Annotated in this window: 12 protein-coding genes; 9 read left to right on the top strand and 3 right to left on the bottom strand. The window is 72.4% G+C overall.

The features are described from left to right. Positions 1–6: 6 nt before the first annotated feature. Positions 7–1,671, bottom strand: coding sequence for a class I adenylate-forming enzyme family protein (locus OG896_RS04990; RefSeq protein ID WP_329362750.1), 1,665 nt, complete (start codon positions 1,669–1,671; stop codon positions 7–9). Between the two features lie 248 nt (positions 1,672–1,919). Between OG896_RS04990 and OG896_RS04995 the strand changes: the two genes are divergently transcribed. The 6 genes from OG896_RS04995 to OG896_RS05020 all read left to right on the top strand — a co-directional run bounded on the left by OG896_RS04995 (position 1,920) and on the right by OG896_RS05020 (position 8,596). Next, a complete protein-coding gene (locus OG896_RS04995) occupies positions 1,920–3,554 on the top strand; it encodes an NAD(P)-binding domain-containing protein (RefSeq protein ID WP_329362752.1) in 1,635 nt (544 codons plus the stop codon). A gap of 5 nt (positions 3,555–3,559) precedes the next feature. Next, a complete protein-coding gene (locus OG896_RS05000) occupies positions 3,560–4,693 on the top strand; it encodes an alpha-hydroxy acid oxidase (protein WP_443057229.1) in 1,134 nt (377 codons plus the stop codon). Continuing rightward, on the top strand, positions 4,690–6,177 hold the full coding sequence (locus OG896_RS05005) for a cytochrome P450 (RefSeq protein WP_329362754.1): 1,488 nt from the start codon (positions 4,690–4,692) through the stop codon (positions 6,175–6,177). Before OG896_RS05000 ends, OG896_RS05005 begins: the two co-directional genes overlap by 4 nt. Before the next feature lie 47 nt (positions 6,178–6,224). After that, positions 6,225–7,571 carry a cation:proton antiporter gene (locus OG896_RS05010; protein WP_329362756.1) on the top strand — a complete coding sequence of 449 codons (1,347 nt, stop codon included), beginning with the start codon at positions 6,225–6,227 and terminating at the stop codon, positions 7,569–7,571. Between the two features lie 123 nt (positions 7,572–7,694). After that, positions 7,695–8,339 carry a helix-turn-helix domain-containing protein gene (locus tag OG896_RS05015; protein ID WP_329362758.1) on the top strand — a complete coding sequence of 215 codons (645 nt, stop codon included), beginning with the start codon at positions 7,695–7,697 and terminating at the stop codon, positions 8,337–8,339. Next, positions 8,336–8,596 carry a DUF6126 family protein gene (locus tag OG896_RS05020; protein ID WP_329362760.1) on the top strand — a complete coding sequence of 87 codons (261 nt, stop codon included), beginning with the start codon at positions 8,336–8,338 and terminating at the stop codon, positions 8,594–8,596. The genes OG896_RS05015 and OG896_RS05020 overlap by 4 nt, the downstream gene beginning before the upstream one ends. Before the next feature lie 37 nt (positions 8,597–8,633). On the opposite strand, the gene OG896_RS05025 is transcribed toward OG896_RS05020, so the two are convergent. Both OG896_RS05025 and OG896_RS05030 read right to left on the bottom strand, forming a co-directional pair. Next, positions 8,634–11,048, bottom strand: coding sequence for a glycoside hydrolase family 95 protein (locus OG896_RS05025; protein ID WP_329362761.1), 2,415 nt, complete (start codon positions 11,046–11,048; stop codon positions 8,634–8,636). 324 nt (positions 11,049–11,372) lie between these two features. After that, positions 11,373–13,064 carry a discoidin domain-containing protein gene (locus OG896_RS05030; protein ID WP_329362762.1) on the bottom strand — a complete coding sequence of 564 codons (1,692 nt, stop codon included), beginning with the start codon at positions 13,062–13,064 and terminating at the stop codon, positions 11,373–11,375. 311 nt (positions 13,065–13,375) lie between these two features. Here OG896_RS05030 and OG896_RS05035 point away from each other — a divergent pair, with 311 nt between their 5' ends. From OG896_RS05035 to OG896_RS05045, 3 genes are all read left to right on the top strand, one after another. Continuing rightward, complete coding sequence (locus tag OG896_RS05035; RefSeq protein ID WP_328471882.1) at positions 13,376–14,323, top strand: N(4)-(beta-N-acetylglucosaminyl)-L-asparaginase; 948 nt, start codon at positions 13,376–13,378, stop codon at positions 14,321–14,323. Positions 14,324–14,405: 82 nt separating this feature from the next. Continuing rightward, a complete protein-coding gene (locus OG896_RS05040) occupies positions 14,406–15,236 on the top strand; it encodes a M55 family metallopeptidase (RefSeq protein WP_328471880.1) in 831 nt (276 codons plus the stop codon). 162 nt (positions 15,237–15,398) lie between these two features. After that, positions 15,399–15,947 carry a pyridoxamine 5'-phosphate oxidase family protein gene (locus OG896_RS05045; protein WP_329362764.1) on the top strand — a complete coding sequence of 183 codons (549 nt, stop codon included), beginning with the start codon at positions 15,399–15,401 and terminating at the stop codon, positions 15,945–15,947. Positions 15,948–16,564: the final 617 nt, after the last annotated feature.

Genomic DNA, 16,564 nt, shown 5'->3' on the forward strand with positions numbered 1-16,564 from the left:
GCGCGGCTACTCCGTCGCGTCGCGCTCTGGCCCACCGTCCACCGGCCGGGCCGCCACCATGGCCAGCAGCGCCTTCTTGTCGGGCTTGCCGCTGGGCGCGACCGGGACGGCGGCGAGCACGGTGAGCGTGGCGGGGACGGCGCCGTCGCCGAGTACGGCCCGTACGGTGGCACGCAGTTCGGCGGGGTCGGGGACCCGGTCGGGCGAGGCCGGCACGATGAAGGCGTGGGCCGCCTCGCCGGTCGACTCGTCGGGGGCGGCGACGACGTAGGACTGGTCGACGTCCGGGTGGGTGGTCAGGGCGGACTCGATGGCGGCGGTGTAGTGGAGGATCGCGTTGACGAAGACGACGTCGCGGGCGCGGCCGGCCAGCCGCAGGAAGCCGTCGTCGCCCAGGGTGCCGAGGTCGCGGGTCCTGATCCAGCCGTCGTGGACGACCTCGCGGGTCTGCTCCTGGTCGTTCCAGTAGCCGGACATGGCCCCGCCGGCCTGGACCCAGACCTCGCCGGCGGCTCCGGTGGGCACGGGCCGCCCGGCGGGGTCGCGTACGGATATGCCGACGCCGGGCATCGGGCGGCCGACGGAGTCCCGTACCCGGTCTCCGTACCGGTCCTGGTCGGCGGGGGTGAGCAGCGCGAGCATGCCGGTCTCGGTCTGGCCGTAGCCCTGGTAGACGACCGGGCCCAGCCGGTCGGCCGCCTCGGCGAGGCGGTGCGGGGGCAGCGGTGAACCGGCGACGAGCAGGGCGCGCATGCTGCTGGTGTCGACGTCCTCGGTGCGCAGCGTGTCGAGCACCTGGTACAGGCGCGGGACCGTGCACAGGCACGCGGTGACGCGGTGGCGCTGCCAGGTGTGCGGGAAGGAGACCGGGGGTTCGGGGATGATCGCGGTGCCGCCGCCGAGCAGGCACAGCGCGAGGTGTTCGAGCATCACCGCGCTGGTGAGGGTGCCGAAGACGAGGAACCTGCGGTAGCCGTCGACGAGTTGGCGGGTGGTGGCGCTCCACCGCGTCGGCTGCCAGGACCAGTGGTCGCCGAGCGCGCGGTAGGTCTGGGCGCAGCCCTTGGGGTTGCCGGTGCTGCCGCTGGTGAGGGTGATCAGGGCGATGTCGTCGGGGCGGCCGCGCGCGGTCAGTCCGGCGCGGGGCGCCGTGCCGCCGGCCTCGGCGTCGCGGGGGCCGTCGCCGGTCGTGGAGCCGCGGGGGCCGTCGCCGGTCGCGGAGCCGCGCGGGCCGATGCCGCCGTCGCCGCCGGTGCCGCCGAGCAGGTCGCGTTCGACGTCCAGCACGGCGCTGCCCGCCGCCTTGGCCGCGTCGGTGAGCGCGTCGGTGCGGGTGGTGTCGTCGGTGAGGACCGTGTCGATGTCCTGGGCCAGCACGTGGCGGAGTTGAGCGGGCGTCAGGCCGGGCCGCAGTCCGACGACGCGGCAGCCGAGCAGGTGGGCGGCGATCTGGGCGGCGAATCCGGCGGGGGTCACATCGGTGGTGAGGGCGACCGCGCGGCCGGGTCCGAGGCCGGCGGCGGCGAGGCCGGCGGCGCAGTCGCGGACCAGGTCGAGGACCCGGCCGCGGCTGACCGGCCGGGTCCGGAACTCGAAGGCGGCGGTGTCCGGGTCGCGGGCGAACGCGTCGATCAGGGGTTGCGGAAACACCGATTCGGCCGGATTGCTCATCTTTCCCTCCGATCCACGCGATCGGCCGCGGGCGCGTTTCGACCACGGCAAACCGCCTCGGGCGGCGTCCGGACATAGCGGAGGCGCGGGCCGGCAAGCGCTCCGAGTCGAGGGCGAAGTTATCCGGCCGGGGCCATTTCCAATCACCGAAAGATATGTGACATGGATCACATTACGCACCCTGGATGGCTCTTTGAACCCTCAACTAGGGTGTTGCATCTCCATCGGGGGAACGATCGGGAGGGCATATGTCGGGAGAAGAGCGGATCGACTACCTGGTGGTAGGCGCCGGACCCGCTGGAATCCAGGCCGGGTATTTCCTGGAACGCGCCGGCCGCGACTATCTGGTGGTGGAGGAGGGCGCGGCACCGGGGACGTTCTTCACGAGGTTTCCCCGGCATCGCACGCTGATCTCGATCAACAAGGTGCACACCGGCTGGGACGACCCGGAGTTGCGGCTGCGCACCGACTGGAACTCGCTGCTGTCCGACGAGCGCGGCCCGCTCTTCACCGCGGTCACCCCCCGCTATTTCCCCTCCGCCGACGACATGGTCGGCTACCTCGCGGACTTCGCCGCCACCCACCGGCTGCGCATCCGCTACAACACCCGCATCGCCCACATCAGCCGTCCCGCGCACCTGCACGGGGACTTCCTGGCCCAGGCCGCCGACGGCACCGCGCTGCGGGCGAAGCGCCTGATCGTGGCCACCGGCGTGACCCGCCCGCACATCCCGCCGATCGACGGCGTGGAGCTCGCCGAGCCGTACGGCGAGGTGTCGGTCGACCCGGCCGAATTCACCGGCAAGCGGGTGCTGATCATCGGCCGCGGGAATTCCGCCTTCGAGACCGCGGACAATCTCGTGGAGACCGCTTCGGTGATTCACATGGTGGGCCCCGGATCGCTGCGACTGGCCTGGCAGACCCATTTTGTCGGCCATCTCAGGGCGGTGAACAACAACTTCCTCGACACTTATCAGCTCAAGTCGCAGAACGCCCTGCTGGACGGCGAGGTCGTCTCGATCAGGCGATCGGACGAGGACGGCCGATATCGGGTCGCGGTGAAATTCGTCCGGGTCGCGGAAGTGGTCAAGGAGATAGACTACGACCGGGTTATCCTGGCCACCGGATTCAGATTCGACGCGTCCTTGTTCGCCGAGGAGTGCCGTCCCGAGCTGACGATCAAGGACCGGTTCCCGGCGCAGACCGACGCGTGGGAGTCTCCCAACGTGCCCGACCTGTATTTCGCCGGCACGATCACCCAGGTCCGCGACTTCAAGAAGTCCACCAGCGGCTTCATCCACGGCTTCCGCTACGGCGTGCGCGCCCTGCACCGCATCCTGGCCCGGCGCTACCACGGCGAGGCATGGCCGCACACGGAGCTGCCGGCCACCCCGGAGGCGGTCGCGGACGCGGTGCTGACCCGGGTCAACCGCACCTCGGCGCTGTGGCAGTTGTTCGGCTTCCTCGGTGACGCGATCCTCGTCGGCGCCGGATCGGTCGGCCACTACGAGGAGGTGCCGGTCGACCACCTCCACCGTTCGCTCGCCGACGGCGAGTTCGGCCCGGTCGACCGCTACCTGACGGTCACCCTCGAATACGGCGCCGACCACGACAAGGTGAACCCGTTCGACATCTCGGTGAACCGGCTCTCGCAGCAGGACACCGGCGGCCTCGACAGCCGCTACCTGCATCCGGTGGTCCGGCTGTGGCAGGACGGGAAGGAGCTGGCCGACCACCACATCACGGAGAACCTGGAGAACGAGTGGGACAGCGAGGAGGTACACCGCACCCCCCTCGTCCGCTTCCTCGCCACGCACCTCTTCCCGGCCGGGCGGCCCGCACCTGACCCCGCTGCGCCGGCGGCCACCCCGGAACCGTCGTGACCGCCCTGTCCACCGGAGCCCTCGACCCGCCCAGCGGTGCCCCCGCCCTGCCGTTCGACGTCCTCGACGAGCTGCGCGACCAGGCCCGGGCCCGACTCGACCCCGTGCACTGGGACTTCTACGAGGGCGGCGCCGGCCGGGAGACCGCCGTGGCCGAGAACGTCAGCGCCTTCGGCCGCCTCGCCCTGCTGCCCCGGATACTGCGCGGCGCCGGCCCGCCGGACACCGCGGTCGAGCTGCCCGGGGCCCGCGCGGCGACACCCGTCCTGGTCGCGCCGACCGCCTTCCACCGCCTCGCCCACCCCGACGGCGAGCGGGCCACGGCCCGTGCCGCGGCGGCGGCCGGCACCGTACTGATCACCTCGATGGCCGCGACCACCGCCGTCGCCGACGTCGTGGCGGCCGCCCGGGAGGTACGCGCGGACGCGGCCGTGTGGTTCCAGCTCTACCTCCAGCCGCGGGCCGACGTCACCGACGCGCTGGTGCGGCGGGCCGAGGACGCGGGCTGCACCGCGCTGGTGGTGACCGCGGACTCCCCCGTCTTCGGCCGCCGCGCCCGCGACGACCGCAACGGCTTCCACGACCTGCCGCCCGGCTACGCGGCGGAGAACATGCGCGGCCTGCCCGGCGGCCCCCCGGACGCGCCGCTCGACATCGCGATGAGCCCCGCACTGTCCTGGGACGACCTGCGCAGGCTGCGGGAGCGCACCGAACTGCCCGTGCTGGTCAAGGGAGTTCTGTACCCGGACGACGCCCGCCACGCGATCGGCGACGGCGCGGACGGGCTGATCGTCTCCAACCACGGCGGCCGGCAGCTCGACGCCGCGCCCGCCACCATCGAGGCGCTGCCCCGGATCGCCGAGGCCGTCGCCGGCCGCGTCCCGGTGCTGCTCGACGGCGGGATACGGTCCGGGGCCGACGTGGTGGCCGCGCTGGCGCTCGGCGCCACGGCGGTCGGCATCGGCCGGCCCGTGCTGTGGGGGCTGGCCGCCGAGGGCGAGGCCGGGGTGGCGCGGGTGCTGGCGGAGCTGACCGAACAGACCGCGCACGTGCTGACGCTGTGCGGCGCCCGGGACTGCGCCGACCTCAACCGCGACCAGGTGGTCGTCCGCGGCGGGCAGGGGGTGGCGGGCGCATGACGCCGAACGCCGCGCGGGGTTTGTCCCGGGGCGCCGCCGTGGCCGCGGTCGCGCTGTCCAGTCCGTACTGGCTGCCGAAGGCTCTGGTCGCCTTACGCGTCAAGGTGTTCGCGAAGGTCAACGGGCCCGAGGGCGTGATCGTCCCGAACGAGCGGGTCGGCCCGGAGCGGTTCGCCGAGTTGTACGCGCACCCCGCCGCGAGCGGCCGCAGCAAGGGCGCGGGGCTGTCGGACCTGTTCTGGTACTGGCTGTCGCCGGGGCCCGAGGTGCACCAGGAGCACCTGGAGCCGGGGCCGCGCTACGACGCGGTGGCGCGGACCACCAGCTCGATCCTCGCCGGGACCAGCGCCGAGCTGTCCGCCGCCGCGGGCCGGTGCGCGGCACGCGTGCTGGACGAGCGGATACCCGGCCGGGCCGCGCTGGTGCGGCTGCGCGACCTGATGATGCCGATCTGGGCGGAGTTCTTCCACGAGTTGGTGTTCCGCGAGCCGTGCCCGCCGGACGTACGGCGGCTGATCGTGGACAACGCCGAGGACGTGGTCAACTCGCTGAAGAACACCCGGCTGCGGCACATGGACCGGCGGGCCCGGCTGACCCGCTACCTGCTGCGCCGGCTGGCCGCGAACGAGGTGCCGCACGACCTGCCCGCGGAGCTGGCCACCCCGCGCGACCGCGCCCACTACCTCCAAGGCACCTTCTTCAACACCGCCGTGGTGCAGATGTCGGAGGCGATGGCACACCTGCTGCTGGTGCTCGCCCAGCACCAGGACGTCCAGCGCCGGCTGGCCGAACACCCCGACGACGACCACGACTTGGGCAACGTCATGAACGAGACGCTGCGCATGTACCCGCTGTTCGGCATCGCGCACCGGATCACCGGCGCCGACATCGACCTCGGCCCGGGCGCCGCCTACCCGGCCGGCACGGTGCTGTGCTTCGACTACGCCGCCTACCACTCCACCGGTTACCAGGACCCGGAGGTCTTCGACCCGGGCCGCTGGGACCGGCTGTCGGCGAAGGACGCGCACCACATCCCGTTCGGGGTCGCGGCGAACCGGCCGTGCCCGGCGTGGCGGCTGTCGCCACTGGTGATGCGGGCCGTCACCCGCGAGGTGCTGAGCCGTTTCACCCTGCACTCGTCGGTGTCCCACACCCGCTCCATCCCGCACCGCGCGCCCTGCCTGCTGGTCGCCCGCGACCGGCCGCTGCCCCGCTACCGGATCGGCGCCGTGCTGGCCGCGCTGAGGGTGCGGGACCGCTGGGAGGACCTGGGGCGCAGCGTGCTCCAGGCGGTGTTCGGCACCTGGATGGTGGTGGACGCGCGGCGGCTGCGGCTCACGGAGACGTGGTTCGCCGCGCACGACACGCAGGGCCGCCCGCTGCCGTCCGCCACGTCGACGGACACCGTCCCACCGACCGCCGGGTCACCGGCCACCGCGCCGCCGACCGCTGCCCCGCCGACCTGCCCGTACCACCGCGACTGAGCCGCACGCCTTTCCCCCACGCCGTCCCCGCCGAAGGGCTGCTCCCCATGTCCTCCACCGAACTGGGCACCGCTTTCCTGCTGGCCGTCGCCGTCATCCTGGTGCTGTGCCGGCTGGTCGCGCTGCTGCTGCGACCGCTCGGGCAACCGCCGGTCGTCGCCGAGATGATCGCCGGGGTGCTGCTCGGCCCGTCGGTGCTCGGGCTGGTGCTGCCGTCCGTCGAGCACCACCTGTTCCCGGCCGCCTTGCACCCGATGCTCTACGTCGCCGGCCAACTCGGCCTGGTGTTCTTCATGTTCCAGTCGGGGTACGACTTCCGGCTGGAGCGGATCAAGCCGGTGGCGAGGTCGGCGGCGCTGATCTCGGCGGCCGGCAGCGCCACGCCGCTGCTGCTGGGCGCCGGGCTGACCTGGGCCGTGCACGGCTCCGTGGACACCTCGCCGCCCGGGGTGCCGCTGCACGTGACGGCGCTGTTCGTCGGCGTCACGCTGGCGATCACCGCGTTCCCGATGCTGGCCCGGATCATCACCGAGAACGGGCTGTCCGGCACCGCGTTCGGCACCATCTCGCTGGCGGCCGGCGCGATGGACGACGTCGCCGCGTGGATCATGCTCGCGGGCGTGGTCAGCCTGGCGCGCGGCAGCGCGCACACGGTGGTGCTCGCCGCCGCCGGCGCGGCCGGGCTGGTCGTGCTGCTGACCGCGCTGATCCGGCTGCGCGGGCCGGCGCTGCGGGTCACCGAGCGGCTCAGCGACGAGCAACTGCTGCTCGCCACCGTGCTGTTCCTGTGCACGGCCGCCTGGTACACCGACCGGATCGGCCTGTACGCGGTGTTCGGCGCGTTCAGCCTGGGCGCCGCGTTCCCGCGCTCGCCGCGCATCGACCGCACGATCGAGGCGACCGCGCCCCTCAGCCGGATCTTGCTGCTGCCGCTGTTCTTCACCTACTCCGGGCTGAACACCGACGCGGGGCTGCTCAGCGACCCGAAACTGCTCCTGTTCGCGGTGGGGTGCACGGTCGCGGCCGTGGTCGGCAAGTTCGGCGCGTGCTGGGCCGCGGCGCAGTTGGGCGGGCAGCCGCCCGCGGTGGCGCTGCGGATCGGCACCCTGATGAACGCGCGCGGCCTGATGCAGCTCATCGCGATCAACGTCGGCCTGTCCGAGGGGATCGTGTCGCCGTCGATGTTCACGGTGCTGGTGGTGGTCGCGGTGGTCACCACGGTGATGGCGACGCCGCTGCTGCGGCTGTGGGACCGGCTGGACGGCGGGGTGCCGGCCGAGCCGGACGCGACCGGTGCGGCCGGCGCCTCGACGCCGCCGCCCGCGCCGAGGTCGCCCCTCGCCGTGTCCACCGCGCCGGAGGGCCGTGGCGGGTCGCGCAGTTCCTCCCCCTGAGCTTCGCCAGGGTGGTGCCCCCAGCCCCCTGAGGAGATGCGGCTCTCCTCCGCGAAGGAACGACGGTTTGCCTCAGAGGCAAGTCTTTTGCCTCTGAGGCACATCATGTTGTTCCATGGGGTCATGGACGACGCGACCGCCACCCCGGACACCGCCGACGCGGTCGGCGCCGATGCCTCGGCCCTGGCCCCGCGGCTGCGGGACCGGCGGCGCGCGAGCGGCCTCACCCTGGAGGCCGCGGCCCGCCGCGCGGACCTCTCGGCCGCGCACCTGTCCCGGCTGGAGTCCGGCCTGCGCCAGCCATCCCTGCCGGTGCTCCTCGGCCTCGCCCGCCTGTACGGCACCACCGTCTCCGATCTGCTGGGCGAGACGGCGGCCGAGCCCGATCCCATCGTACGCGGCGCCTCGATGGCCGCGGTGCCCGCCGGCGGCTGGACGTACCGGCGGGCCGGCGGCACCGGGCGGGCCATGCAGGCGCTGCGCGTGCACGTGCCCGCCCATGCCCAGGGCGGCCTGGTCCGGGTGCACCCCGGCGAGGAGTGGCTCTACGTCACCGCCGGGGTGCTCGAACTCTCACTCGGCGACCGTTCCCACACCCTGGCCGCCGGGGACTCCGCGCACTTCGACTCGCTCGTACCGCACCGGCTGGCGGCCGGCGGCCCGGACGGGGTCGACCTGCTCTTCGTCCACACCCTCATGCAGAGCGAGACGTCGGCACTGTGCGTCGTGCCGCGCGAGCCCGCCGACCCCCGAGGAGGCCGTTCATGACCACGAACCCCGCCGAGCCGCGTGCCCACCCCGCGCCGGAGCCCACCGCGGAGCCCGCGCCGACCCCGCGGCCCGGTCCCGGCCCGGCCGGTCCCGAGGCGGAGTCCGTGCCCGTCGTCGTGGTCGTGCCGGCCCTCGACAGCACCGAGAAGCACAAGGAGCGCGCGGTGATCCTGCGCGTCCTGGTGTACGTCGCGGTGGCGCACTTCATGGCGTTCTTCCTGTGGCTGATGTTCGCGGTGATCGGCAAGAGCTGAGCCGTACGGCTCGGGCGCCCGGAACCGGCTCGGGCGCTCAGAACCGCAGGGTGACGCTGCGGCCCGGCGCCGTCCGCACCGTGTGGACCGTGCCGCCCGCCACCACTTCGGTGCTGCGGCCGCCCACGCTGCGGATCACGGCCTGCCGCACCCGCCCGTCGCGCCAGGTCAGGTCAACGGTGAAGCCGCCGCGGGCGCCGACGCCGGTGATGTGGCCGCTGCCCGCCCACGCCTTCGGCAGCGCGGGCAGCAACTCGATCCGGCCGGGCCGGGAGTACACCAGCATCTCCACCATCGCCGACGGCGTGCCGAAGTTGGCGTCGATCTGGAAGACGCTGCTGTCCTGCCCGAGCTGGTAGATGTCGAAGAAGTTCAGCGCGGAGCCGTTGCTGTCCGCGGTGGAGGGCCGCAGGTTGGTGGTGACCAGCTGGTACGCCTTCTCCGCGTCGTGCAGCCGGGCCCAGCACAGGGCGCGCCAGGCGTTGGCCCAGCCGTAGCTGTCCATGCCGCGGGCGGTGAGCAGCGCGCGGACGGCGGCGACGAGGTCGGCGGGCGAGGAGTCGAGGGTGATGCGGTCACCGGGGAAGAACCCGATCAGCGGGGAGAGGTGGCGGTGCTGGTCCTCGCCGAGGTTGTCCGGCGACATCCACTCCTCCAGCCAGCCGTTGGCCGGGCTGATCCGCGGCAGGTAGAGCCGGTCGCGCAGGCCGCCGATGGTGCGGGCGAAGCCGGCGTCCTTGCCGAGGAGCTGGGCGGCGGTGCGGTAGTTGCCGAACAGTGCCCAGACCAGTTCCTGGGAGTAGGTGTTGCCGATGCCGTCCTGCGGGCCCTGCTCGGGCGACCAGTCCTTGTCGTCGACGAGCACCTCGCGGTCCTCGCCGGTGGCGGGGTCGGTGACGGTCATGGACACCAGCCGGGCCTGCCAGAACTCGCAGGCGCCCTTGAGCAGCGGGTAGATCCGGGCCAGGGTGCGGGCGTCCTGGGTGTACTCGTAGTGATCGAAGAGGGAGTTGGCGATCCAGGCGTTTGCCGCGGGGTGCCACCACCAGCCGGAGCCGCCGTGGATGTTGGTGGAGAACGCGACCGTCCAACCCGCCACCGTGCCGGAGGAGTTGCGGAAGCGGTTGCGGGGGTCGTTGAAGAGCTTGCCGGTGTTCTGCGTCCAGGAGGGGAGTTGGGCGAGGCAGTAGTCGGTGAAGGCGTCGAAGCAGCCGGGCAGCGCGGTGCGGTCGGCCATCCAGTAGTTCATCTGGACGTTGATGTCGGTGTGGTAGTCGCCCATCCAGGCCGGGTCGTTGACGTCCAGCCACAGCGCCTGAAGGCCCATCGGGACGCTGTCGCGGGAGCCGCAGATCATCAGGTAGCGGCCGAACTGGAGGTAGGACGCTTCGAGTTCCGGGTCGGGCGCGGCGCCGTCCGCGGCGCGGGCCTGCAGCCGGGTCCAGGTGTCGGCCTGCTTCTGCTGGTCGGTGGAGGTGCCCAGCGACAGCGTCATCGCGTCGAACAGGCGGCGGTAGTCGGCGACATGGGTGCCGCGCAGGACGGCGGGGCTGTGCCGGAGCGCGGCCCGGGCCTTGGTACGGGCGAGGGCGCGCGGGTCGAGACCGGGGGCGCGGTAGCCGCGGGCGGCGTCGGGGGCGTAGTCGGTACCGCCGCTGAACACCACGGTGAGGTCGGCGCAGCCGGTGAACTCGATGGCGGTGGCGGTGACCTCGACGGTGCCGGTGCCGCTGGAGGCGGTGACGGCGGCGGCGTAGCGCAGGTCGTTGTCGAAGGCGGCGGCGAAGGACAGGGTGCGGTCGCCCGGGTCGCCGGCCGGGGTCTCGCCATGGGTGCCGGCCAGGGCGATCCGGCCGGTGTGGCTGCCGCCCGCGCTGCTGGACAGGTGGAGCACGATCACGTCGTCGGGGTGGCTGGCGTAGACCTCGCGGGTGTAGGTGGCGCCGCCCTGCCGGTAGGTGGCGGTGACCAGGCCGTTGCTCAGGTCCAGGGTGCGGCGGTAGTCCGTGACGGAGTCCGCGGTGTGGGCGGGTATCTGCACGGAGAGGTGGGCGAGTTGGGTGAGGGAGCCGAACTCGACCTGCTCGTAGGGGAACTGGCCGTCGTCGTCGAGGACGTCGTTGCGGGTGCCGGTCCACAGGGTGCTGTCGGTGATGTAGAGCGCCTCGCCGGCGGGGTCGCCGCCGACGAGCGCGCCGATCCGCCCGTTGCCGACCGGCAGGCCCTGCTGGATCATCGCGTCGGCAGATGCCGGGGCGGTGTACCACAGGCGCACGGCGGCGGCGTCGTCCGTACGGGGGTCGGCGGTGGGCCGCTGGGGCTCCGCGGCGGCCGCGGTGAAGGCCGGCAGCCCGGCGAACGCGGCCAGCGAGCCGGCGGTCCCGGCACCGGCCAGGGCGAGAAAGCTCCGACGACTGGGCCGCTGAGCGGGTGCGGGCTGAGGGGCGGTCATGAGGGGTGGTCCTCCTGTGATGTTCTGCGGCACGCGGGGGGTCCTGGCAGAAACGCAGGAGCAACATAAAACTACTAATTAATGGATTCAAGGGTTTTGACAGCAGTCCTTCGGACGACCTCCCCGGACAGGACATCCGATGTCTGGGCGGAGCATGCCCATGGCCGAGCGGAGTGATGCGTGCGGCGGGCGGATCTTTCCGACCGCCGGGCACGTCGTCGAAACGTGGGCGCCCCCGGCCGGGTACCGACTCGGCCCCGGCCGGGGGCAGTCCGGGCGGCCGCGCGGGGAAGGGTCGGCGACCGCCCGGACGGCTCGATCGGTTCAGCTCGCGAAGACCTGGACCTCCGAGAGCTGCGCGGCCGGCCAGCCGGTGTTCGCGGTGAAGTTCAACCGCACGTAGCGCGTGGTGACCGAGGCCGGCAGGGTGACGGTCGCGGCGTTGCCGGTGGCCGGGTCGAACGTGTGGCCGGCGGAGGCGGCGAGCTGGGTGAAGCTGCTGCCGTCGGCGCTGCCCTGCACGGAGAGCGTCTGGGTGCGGGTGGCCCAGGCGGTGGCCGGCGGCAGGTTGAGCACGAGCCGCTTCACCGTGGTGGCCGCGCCCAGGTCGACCTGGAGCCACTGCGGGAAGGCGTTGTTGGCCGACTCCCAGTAGGAGTTGGCGTCACCGTCGGTGGCGTTGCCGGAGCCGTAGGACTGGGTGTGGCTGCTCTCCGACGTGGAACGGTGCAGGGCGAGGTTCCCGGTGGGCGGGGGCGTGGTGCTCCCGCCCACCACCGGCTGGGTGGGGCGGGTGGCGGTGAGGGCGATCTGGCCCTTGAGCATCCGGCCGCCGTCGCCGGTCAGCCGCAGGTAGTAGTCCGACGAGCAGGCCGTGCCGTCCTCGTCGAGCGCCAGGAACCCGGAGTTCGTCGGCACCTGCGCCTGGGTCTCGGCGGTCTTGGCGATCTGGTTGCCCTCGTTGAACTCGTCGAACATCGAGATGTAGACGCTCTGCACGCCGGCCCGGACCATGTTGTAGAACTGCCGCCACATGAAGTCGCCGTGCGCGCGCTGACGGAGCGTCACCGCACCGGGCAGCACGCACGGTTGGTAGTCGATGCCGTAGGTGGCGCACTCCGCCAGGTCCGGCACCGTCGCCACGTTGTAGAAGTTGTCGGCGTCCGAGACGTTGCCGATCCGGCCCACCATCCACGGCGAGAGCATGTCGAACGCGTGGTACACGTCCGAGAAGCCCGCACGCGAGTCGCGGTCCCCGGTACGCCACCAGGTCGGCACCCCGCCGATCACGTAACAGCCCTGGCTCTTGAACCAGTTGACGACGTCCAGGCACGCGTCAGCGGCGAACGGCCGCTGGTTGTCGGCGAACCCGAAGCCCCACACGCACACCACCGGCTTGCCGTTCTGCACCGCGTACGCCGAACTCGCGGTGTGGGCGTGCATCTTGCTGGTCCAGTCGGTCTTGATCTCCGACTGCATGTTCGTCCAGTCGGAGACGTCGTACATGATGTAGAACTTCCGCCCGTACTTCTCGGCGGAGCTGCGCACCTTCGCCGCCATGTCGTCGCGGGTCGGGCCCTCGCTGCCGTTGGGGTTGAAGCGCTGCAGCGCCGCGACGTCGATGCCGTTCTCCTGCAGCCACAGGAAGTGCGTGTCGACGGTCTGCTGGTCGTACGACGAGAACAGCGTGGCCGGCTGGCCGTTGCCGAGCGCCGCGTAGCCGGTCTGGTACGTGTGCGCGTAGTCGCTGACGTCGGGCCACGCCACGATCCCGGTGTTCGACGGCGAGGGCGCCGTCGCGTCGTTCGCGCTCCAGTGCCACCAGGCGTTGATCGGCGCGCCGTCGCCGATACAGGCGAACCAGCCCTGGTAGCCGACGGTCACCTTCCCGACCACGTCGCCGGGACCGCTGGCCGCCGACGCGGACCCCGCGGCCGCGGTCTGCGTGAGGACGGCGGTTCCTGTCGCGGTGGCGGCCACCGCGGCCTGCAGGAAGACCCTGCGTGTGACACCCATCTGGACTCCTCCGATCGGTCGTCAACTCCGGCAACCGCGGGGCTGGTGGGCGGAGATGGACCGGCCCGGCGGCTGGTGCGGGGATCGTAACGACGCGAACACACAGACGCAATAGATCGCGCATCAGGCGAAATATTTGACAGAAGATGTGCAAGAAAGTCGATGTCAATCTCTCTCCTGCATCCCGTATCCCTGCGGGCACAGCCGTGACCGCCATGCGGGTGTGACCGGCGCGGAACCCCGGCCCCCGGTTGCCCGTCCCAGGTCAGCGGGTGCAAGACTGCGCCCGCGAACACGGATCAGGAGGACACGTGGCGGAAGCGACGATCATCGGCAGCGAACGCAGCGAGGCGGGTCTGGCGACCGGGATGGAGGTGCTGCGCCGCGGCGGTTCGGCGCTGGACGCCGTGGAGGCCGCGATGCGGCGCTGCGAGGACAACCCGGCCGACCACTACGTCGGCACCGCGGGTCTGCCCAACGCCCGGGGCGAGGTCGAGCTGGACGCCTCCTTGATGCTCGGCTCCGGCCGCCGGTTCGGCGCGGTGGGCGCGCTGAAGGGCTACCCGAACCCGATCTCGGTGGCCCGCGCGGTCCTGGAGAAGCTGCCCCAGCACAGCCTGCTGGTCGGCGAGGGCGCCGCGCTCTTCGCCGAGGAGTGCGGGTTCACCACCGCCGACCTGATCACCGACGAGTCCCGCGAGCTGTGGCGCAAGCAGGTCGCCGACTCCCGCGAGTCGGTCGAGGGCGAGAACACCGCCGCCACCGACGGCGACGCCCGCTACCGGGAGAGCGCCCTCGCACTGATCCGCCGGCTCGCCCCGCACGACGGCCCCTGGGGCACCATCAACATCATCGCCCTCGACGCCACCGGCGAGATGTGCGTGGGCGTGTCCACCTCCGGCTACCCCTACAAGTACCCCGGCCGGGTGGGCGACTCGGCGCTGCCCGGCGCCGGCAACTGGTGCGACCTGCGGGCCGGCGGCGCCGCCTGCACCGGCCGCGGCGAGCTGAGCATGCGCGGCGGCACCGCCCGCACCATCGTGGAACTGCTCTCCGACGGGCAGGAGCCGGCCGACGCGTGCCGGGCCGCGCTCGCCGACGCCGCCACCTTGCCGGACGACTTCCGCGCGGAGTTGCGCGCCCTGGCGATGACCCCCGACGGGCGCCACGGCGGCGCGGCCGGCCAGCAGGGCAGCGTCTACGGTCTGATGACCGACGCGTCCACCGAGCCGGAGTTCCGCCCGAGAATCGTGCTGTGAGCGCGGTGGGTGCCGCGCGCACCGTGAACGACGTGAGTGCCGTACGCACTGTGAGTGCCGTGAGTGCCGTGAGGAGCCTGCTGTGAAGATCTTCCTGTCCTCCGACATGGAGGGCACCGCCGGAGTCGTCGACTGGTCGCAGTGCCGGCACGGCCAGCCCGAGTACGCGTACTACCGCACCCTCCTGCAGGAGGAGGTCAACGCCGCGATCGAGGGCGCCGCGGCCGGCGGCGCGACCGCGTTCCTCGTCAACGACTCGCACTCCACGATGTCCAACCTGCGCCCCGACGCGCTAGCCGGCCGGGCCCGTTACCTGTCCGGTCGGCACAAGCCGCTCTACATGATGCAGGGCCTGGACGACTCGTTCGACGCGGTCTTCTTCGTCTCGTACCACGGCTCCATGTCCAGCGCGCCCGCCACCTTGTCGCACACCTACAACCCGGCCGCGATCGCCGAGGTCCGGCTCAACGGCGTGGTCGCCGGCGAGAGCGGCATCAACGCGCTGGTCGCTCTCGGCCACGGCGTCCCGGTGGTCCTGATCACCGGCGACGACACCACCGCGGCCGAACTGCGCCCCTTCTGCCCGGACGCGGTCGGCGCCGTCGTGAAGTCGTCCGTGTCCCGGTTCGCCGCCGACAGCATGCATCCCGAAGAGGCCCGCGAGGTGATCCGCTCGGCGGCCCGCCGCGCCGTGCAGACCCTCCCCTCGGCGTCCCTCCCGGCGATCGAACTGCCCGCCACGCTCACCGTCCGCATGCGCAACCCCGACCTCGCGGAGATGGCCACCTGGATCACCGGCGTCGAACCGGACCCGGCCGACCCGCTCACGGTCACCCTCACCGACCAGGACCCGGTGCGGCTGTACCGGACGTTCGTGACGGTCGTGCTGCTGACCCGGGGCATCGCGGAGTGACGGCGTAGCCGATCCGCGGCCTTCGTACGATTCGCGGGCGTTCGTGAATGTTCGCGGAGGTTCGCGCCGTTCACGGCATACACGGCTTCCGTCGCGTTGTCAGTGGGATGCGTCATGCTGGCGGGAAAGGAAGCGGGCAGGCGTGGCAGCGGAGGTGGCGGCATGGGAGCGGAGCACCAGGACACGGGTGCCGGAGTGGGCGTGCTGGACCGGCGGTTCAGCGAACCGGCGGCGGAGCCGAGCACCTGGGCGGAGGTCGGCGAGGTGCTCTCCGCCGCGGGCACGTACTGGCTGACGACCGTACGGGCCGACGGACGCCCGCATCTCACGCCGCTGATCGCGGTCTGGCACCGCGAGGCGATGTACTTCTGCACGGGCGAGGGCGAGCAGAAGGCACGCAACCTCGCGGTGCACCCCGAGGTGGTCCTCGCCACCGGCGGCAGCGCGCTCAAGGACGGGCTCGACGTGGCGGTGGAGGGCAGCGCCGTGCGCGTCACCGGGCAGCGGCGCCTGGCGGAGCTGGCGGCGGCATGGGTGGCGAAGTACGGCGAGGAATGGCGGTTCGAGCCGCTGGACGACGGCTTCCGGCACGCGGGGCCGAACGGCGGGGCGCAGGGCACGGTGCCGGTGTTCGAGGTGGCGCCGACCACGGTCTTCGCCTTCCGCAAGGGCGGGACCTACGCCCAGACCCGCTTCCGGCCCCAGCACTAGCGCGGCCGGTCGCCCCGGCGACCGCCCGCGCTTCTGCTCCGCCCCGCGCCCCGTACCCGGCCTCGCCCGAGTAGGTTGGAGGGCCGCCGACCTGCACGGTCGGCCGAAAGGGGTGCGCAGGTGCTGGAGGGGGCGGAGCCGGGCGACGCGTGGATACGCGTCCCCGTCGGCGAGGAGGCGGCCCGCTGGGCGACCCGCGGTAGCTGCCGCCGGGTGCTGCTCGTCGTGCACAACGTCACCTCGGCGACCCGGCTGCTCGACGTGCTCCCGCTCTTCCGCGACGACCTGCGGGTCCAACTCCTCGCCACCTGTACGGGTTCCTCGCCGTTCGGCGCGGGGGTGCGCGAACTCCTCGACGCGGTGGGCGTCCCGGTGCTGCCCTGGGACCAGGCGCTCCGCACCCCGGTGGACCTGGCGGTGTCGGCGAGCTTCGGCGGCGAACTGGAGCGCCTTGAGGGCAAATTGGTCATACTTTCACATGGAATCGGCTACAATAAGACCCTTTCCGGAAAGCCGGAAAGCCGGAAAGCCGGAAAGCCGGAAAGCCGGAAAGCCGGAAAGCCGGAAAGCCGGAATCGGTCTTCGGGCTGTCACGGGAGTGGCTGCTCGCCCGCGGC

Source organism: Streptomyces sp. NBC_00669, from assembly GCF_036226785.1.
Taxonomy (GTDB): Bacteria; Actinomycetota; Actinomycetes; order Streptomycetales; family Streptomycetaceae; genus Actinacidiphila.

Excerpts from the sequence above, each read along its gene's own strand:
- OG896_RS04990 (WP_329362750.1), bottom strand. The coding sequence starts at position 1,671 with ATGAGCAATCCGGCCGAATCGGTGTTTCCGCAACCCCTGATCGACGCG.
- OG896_RS04995 (WP_329362752.1), top strand. The coding sequence starts at position 1,920 with ATGTCGGGAGAAGAGCGGATCGACTACCTGGTGGTAGGCGCCGGACCC.
- OG896_RS05005 (WP_329362754.1), top strand. The coding sequence starts at position 4,690 with ATGACGCCGAACGCCGCGCGGGGTTTGTCCCGGGGCGCCGCCGTGGCC.
- OG896_RS05010 (WP_329362756.1), top strand. The coding sequence starts at position 6,225 with ATGTCCTCCACCGAACTGGGCACCGCTTTCCTGCTGGCCGTCGCCGTC.
- OG896_RS05015 (WP_329362758.1), top strand. The coding sequence starts at position 7,695 with ATGGACGACGCGACCGCCACCCCGGACACCGCCGACGCGGTCGGCGCC.
- OG896_RS05020 (WP_329362760.1), top strand. The coding sequence starts at position 8,336 with ATGACCACGAACCCCGCCGAGCCGCGTGCCCACCCCGCGCCGGAGCCC.
- OG896_RS05025 (WP_329362761.1), bottom strand. The coding sequence starts at position 11,048 with ATGACCGCCCCTCAGCCCGCACCCGCTCAGCGGCCCAGTCGTCGGAGC.
- OG896_RS05030 (WP_329362762.1), bottom strand. The coding sequence starts at position 13,064 with ATGGGTGTCACACGCAGGGTCTTCCTGCAGGCCGCGGTGGCCGCCACC.
- OG896_RS05045 (WP_329362764.1), top strand. The coding sequence starts at position 15,399 with ATGGGAGCGGAGCACCAGGACACGGGTGCCGGAGTGGGCGTGCTGGAC.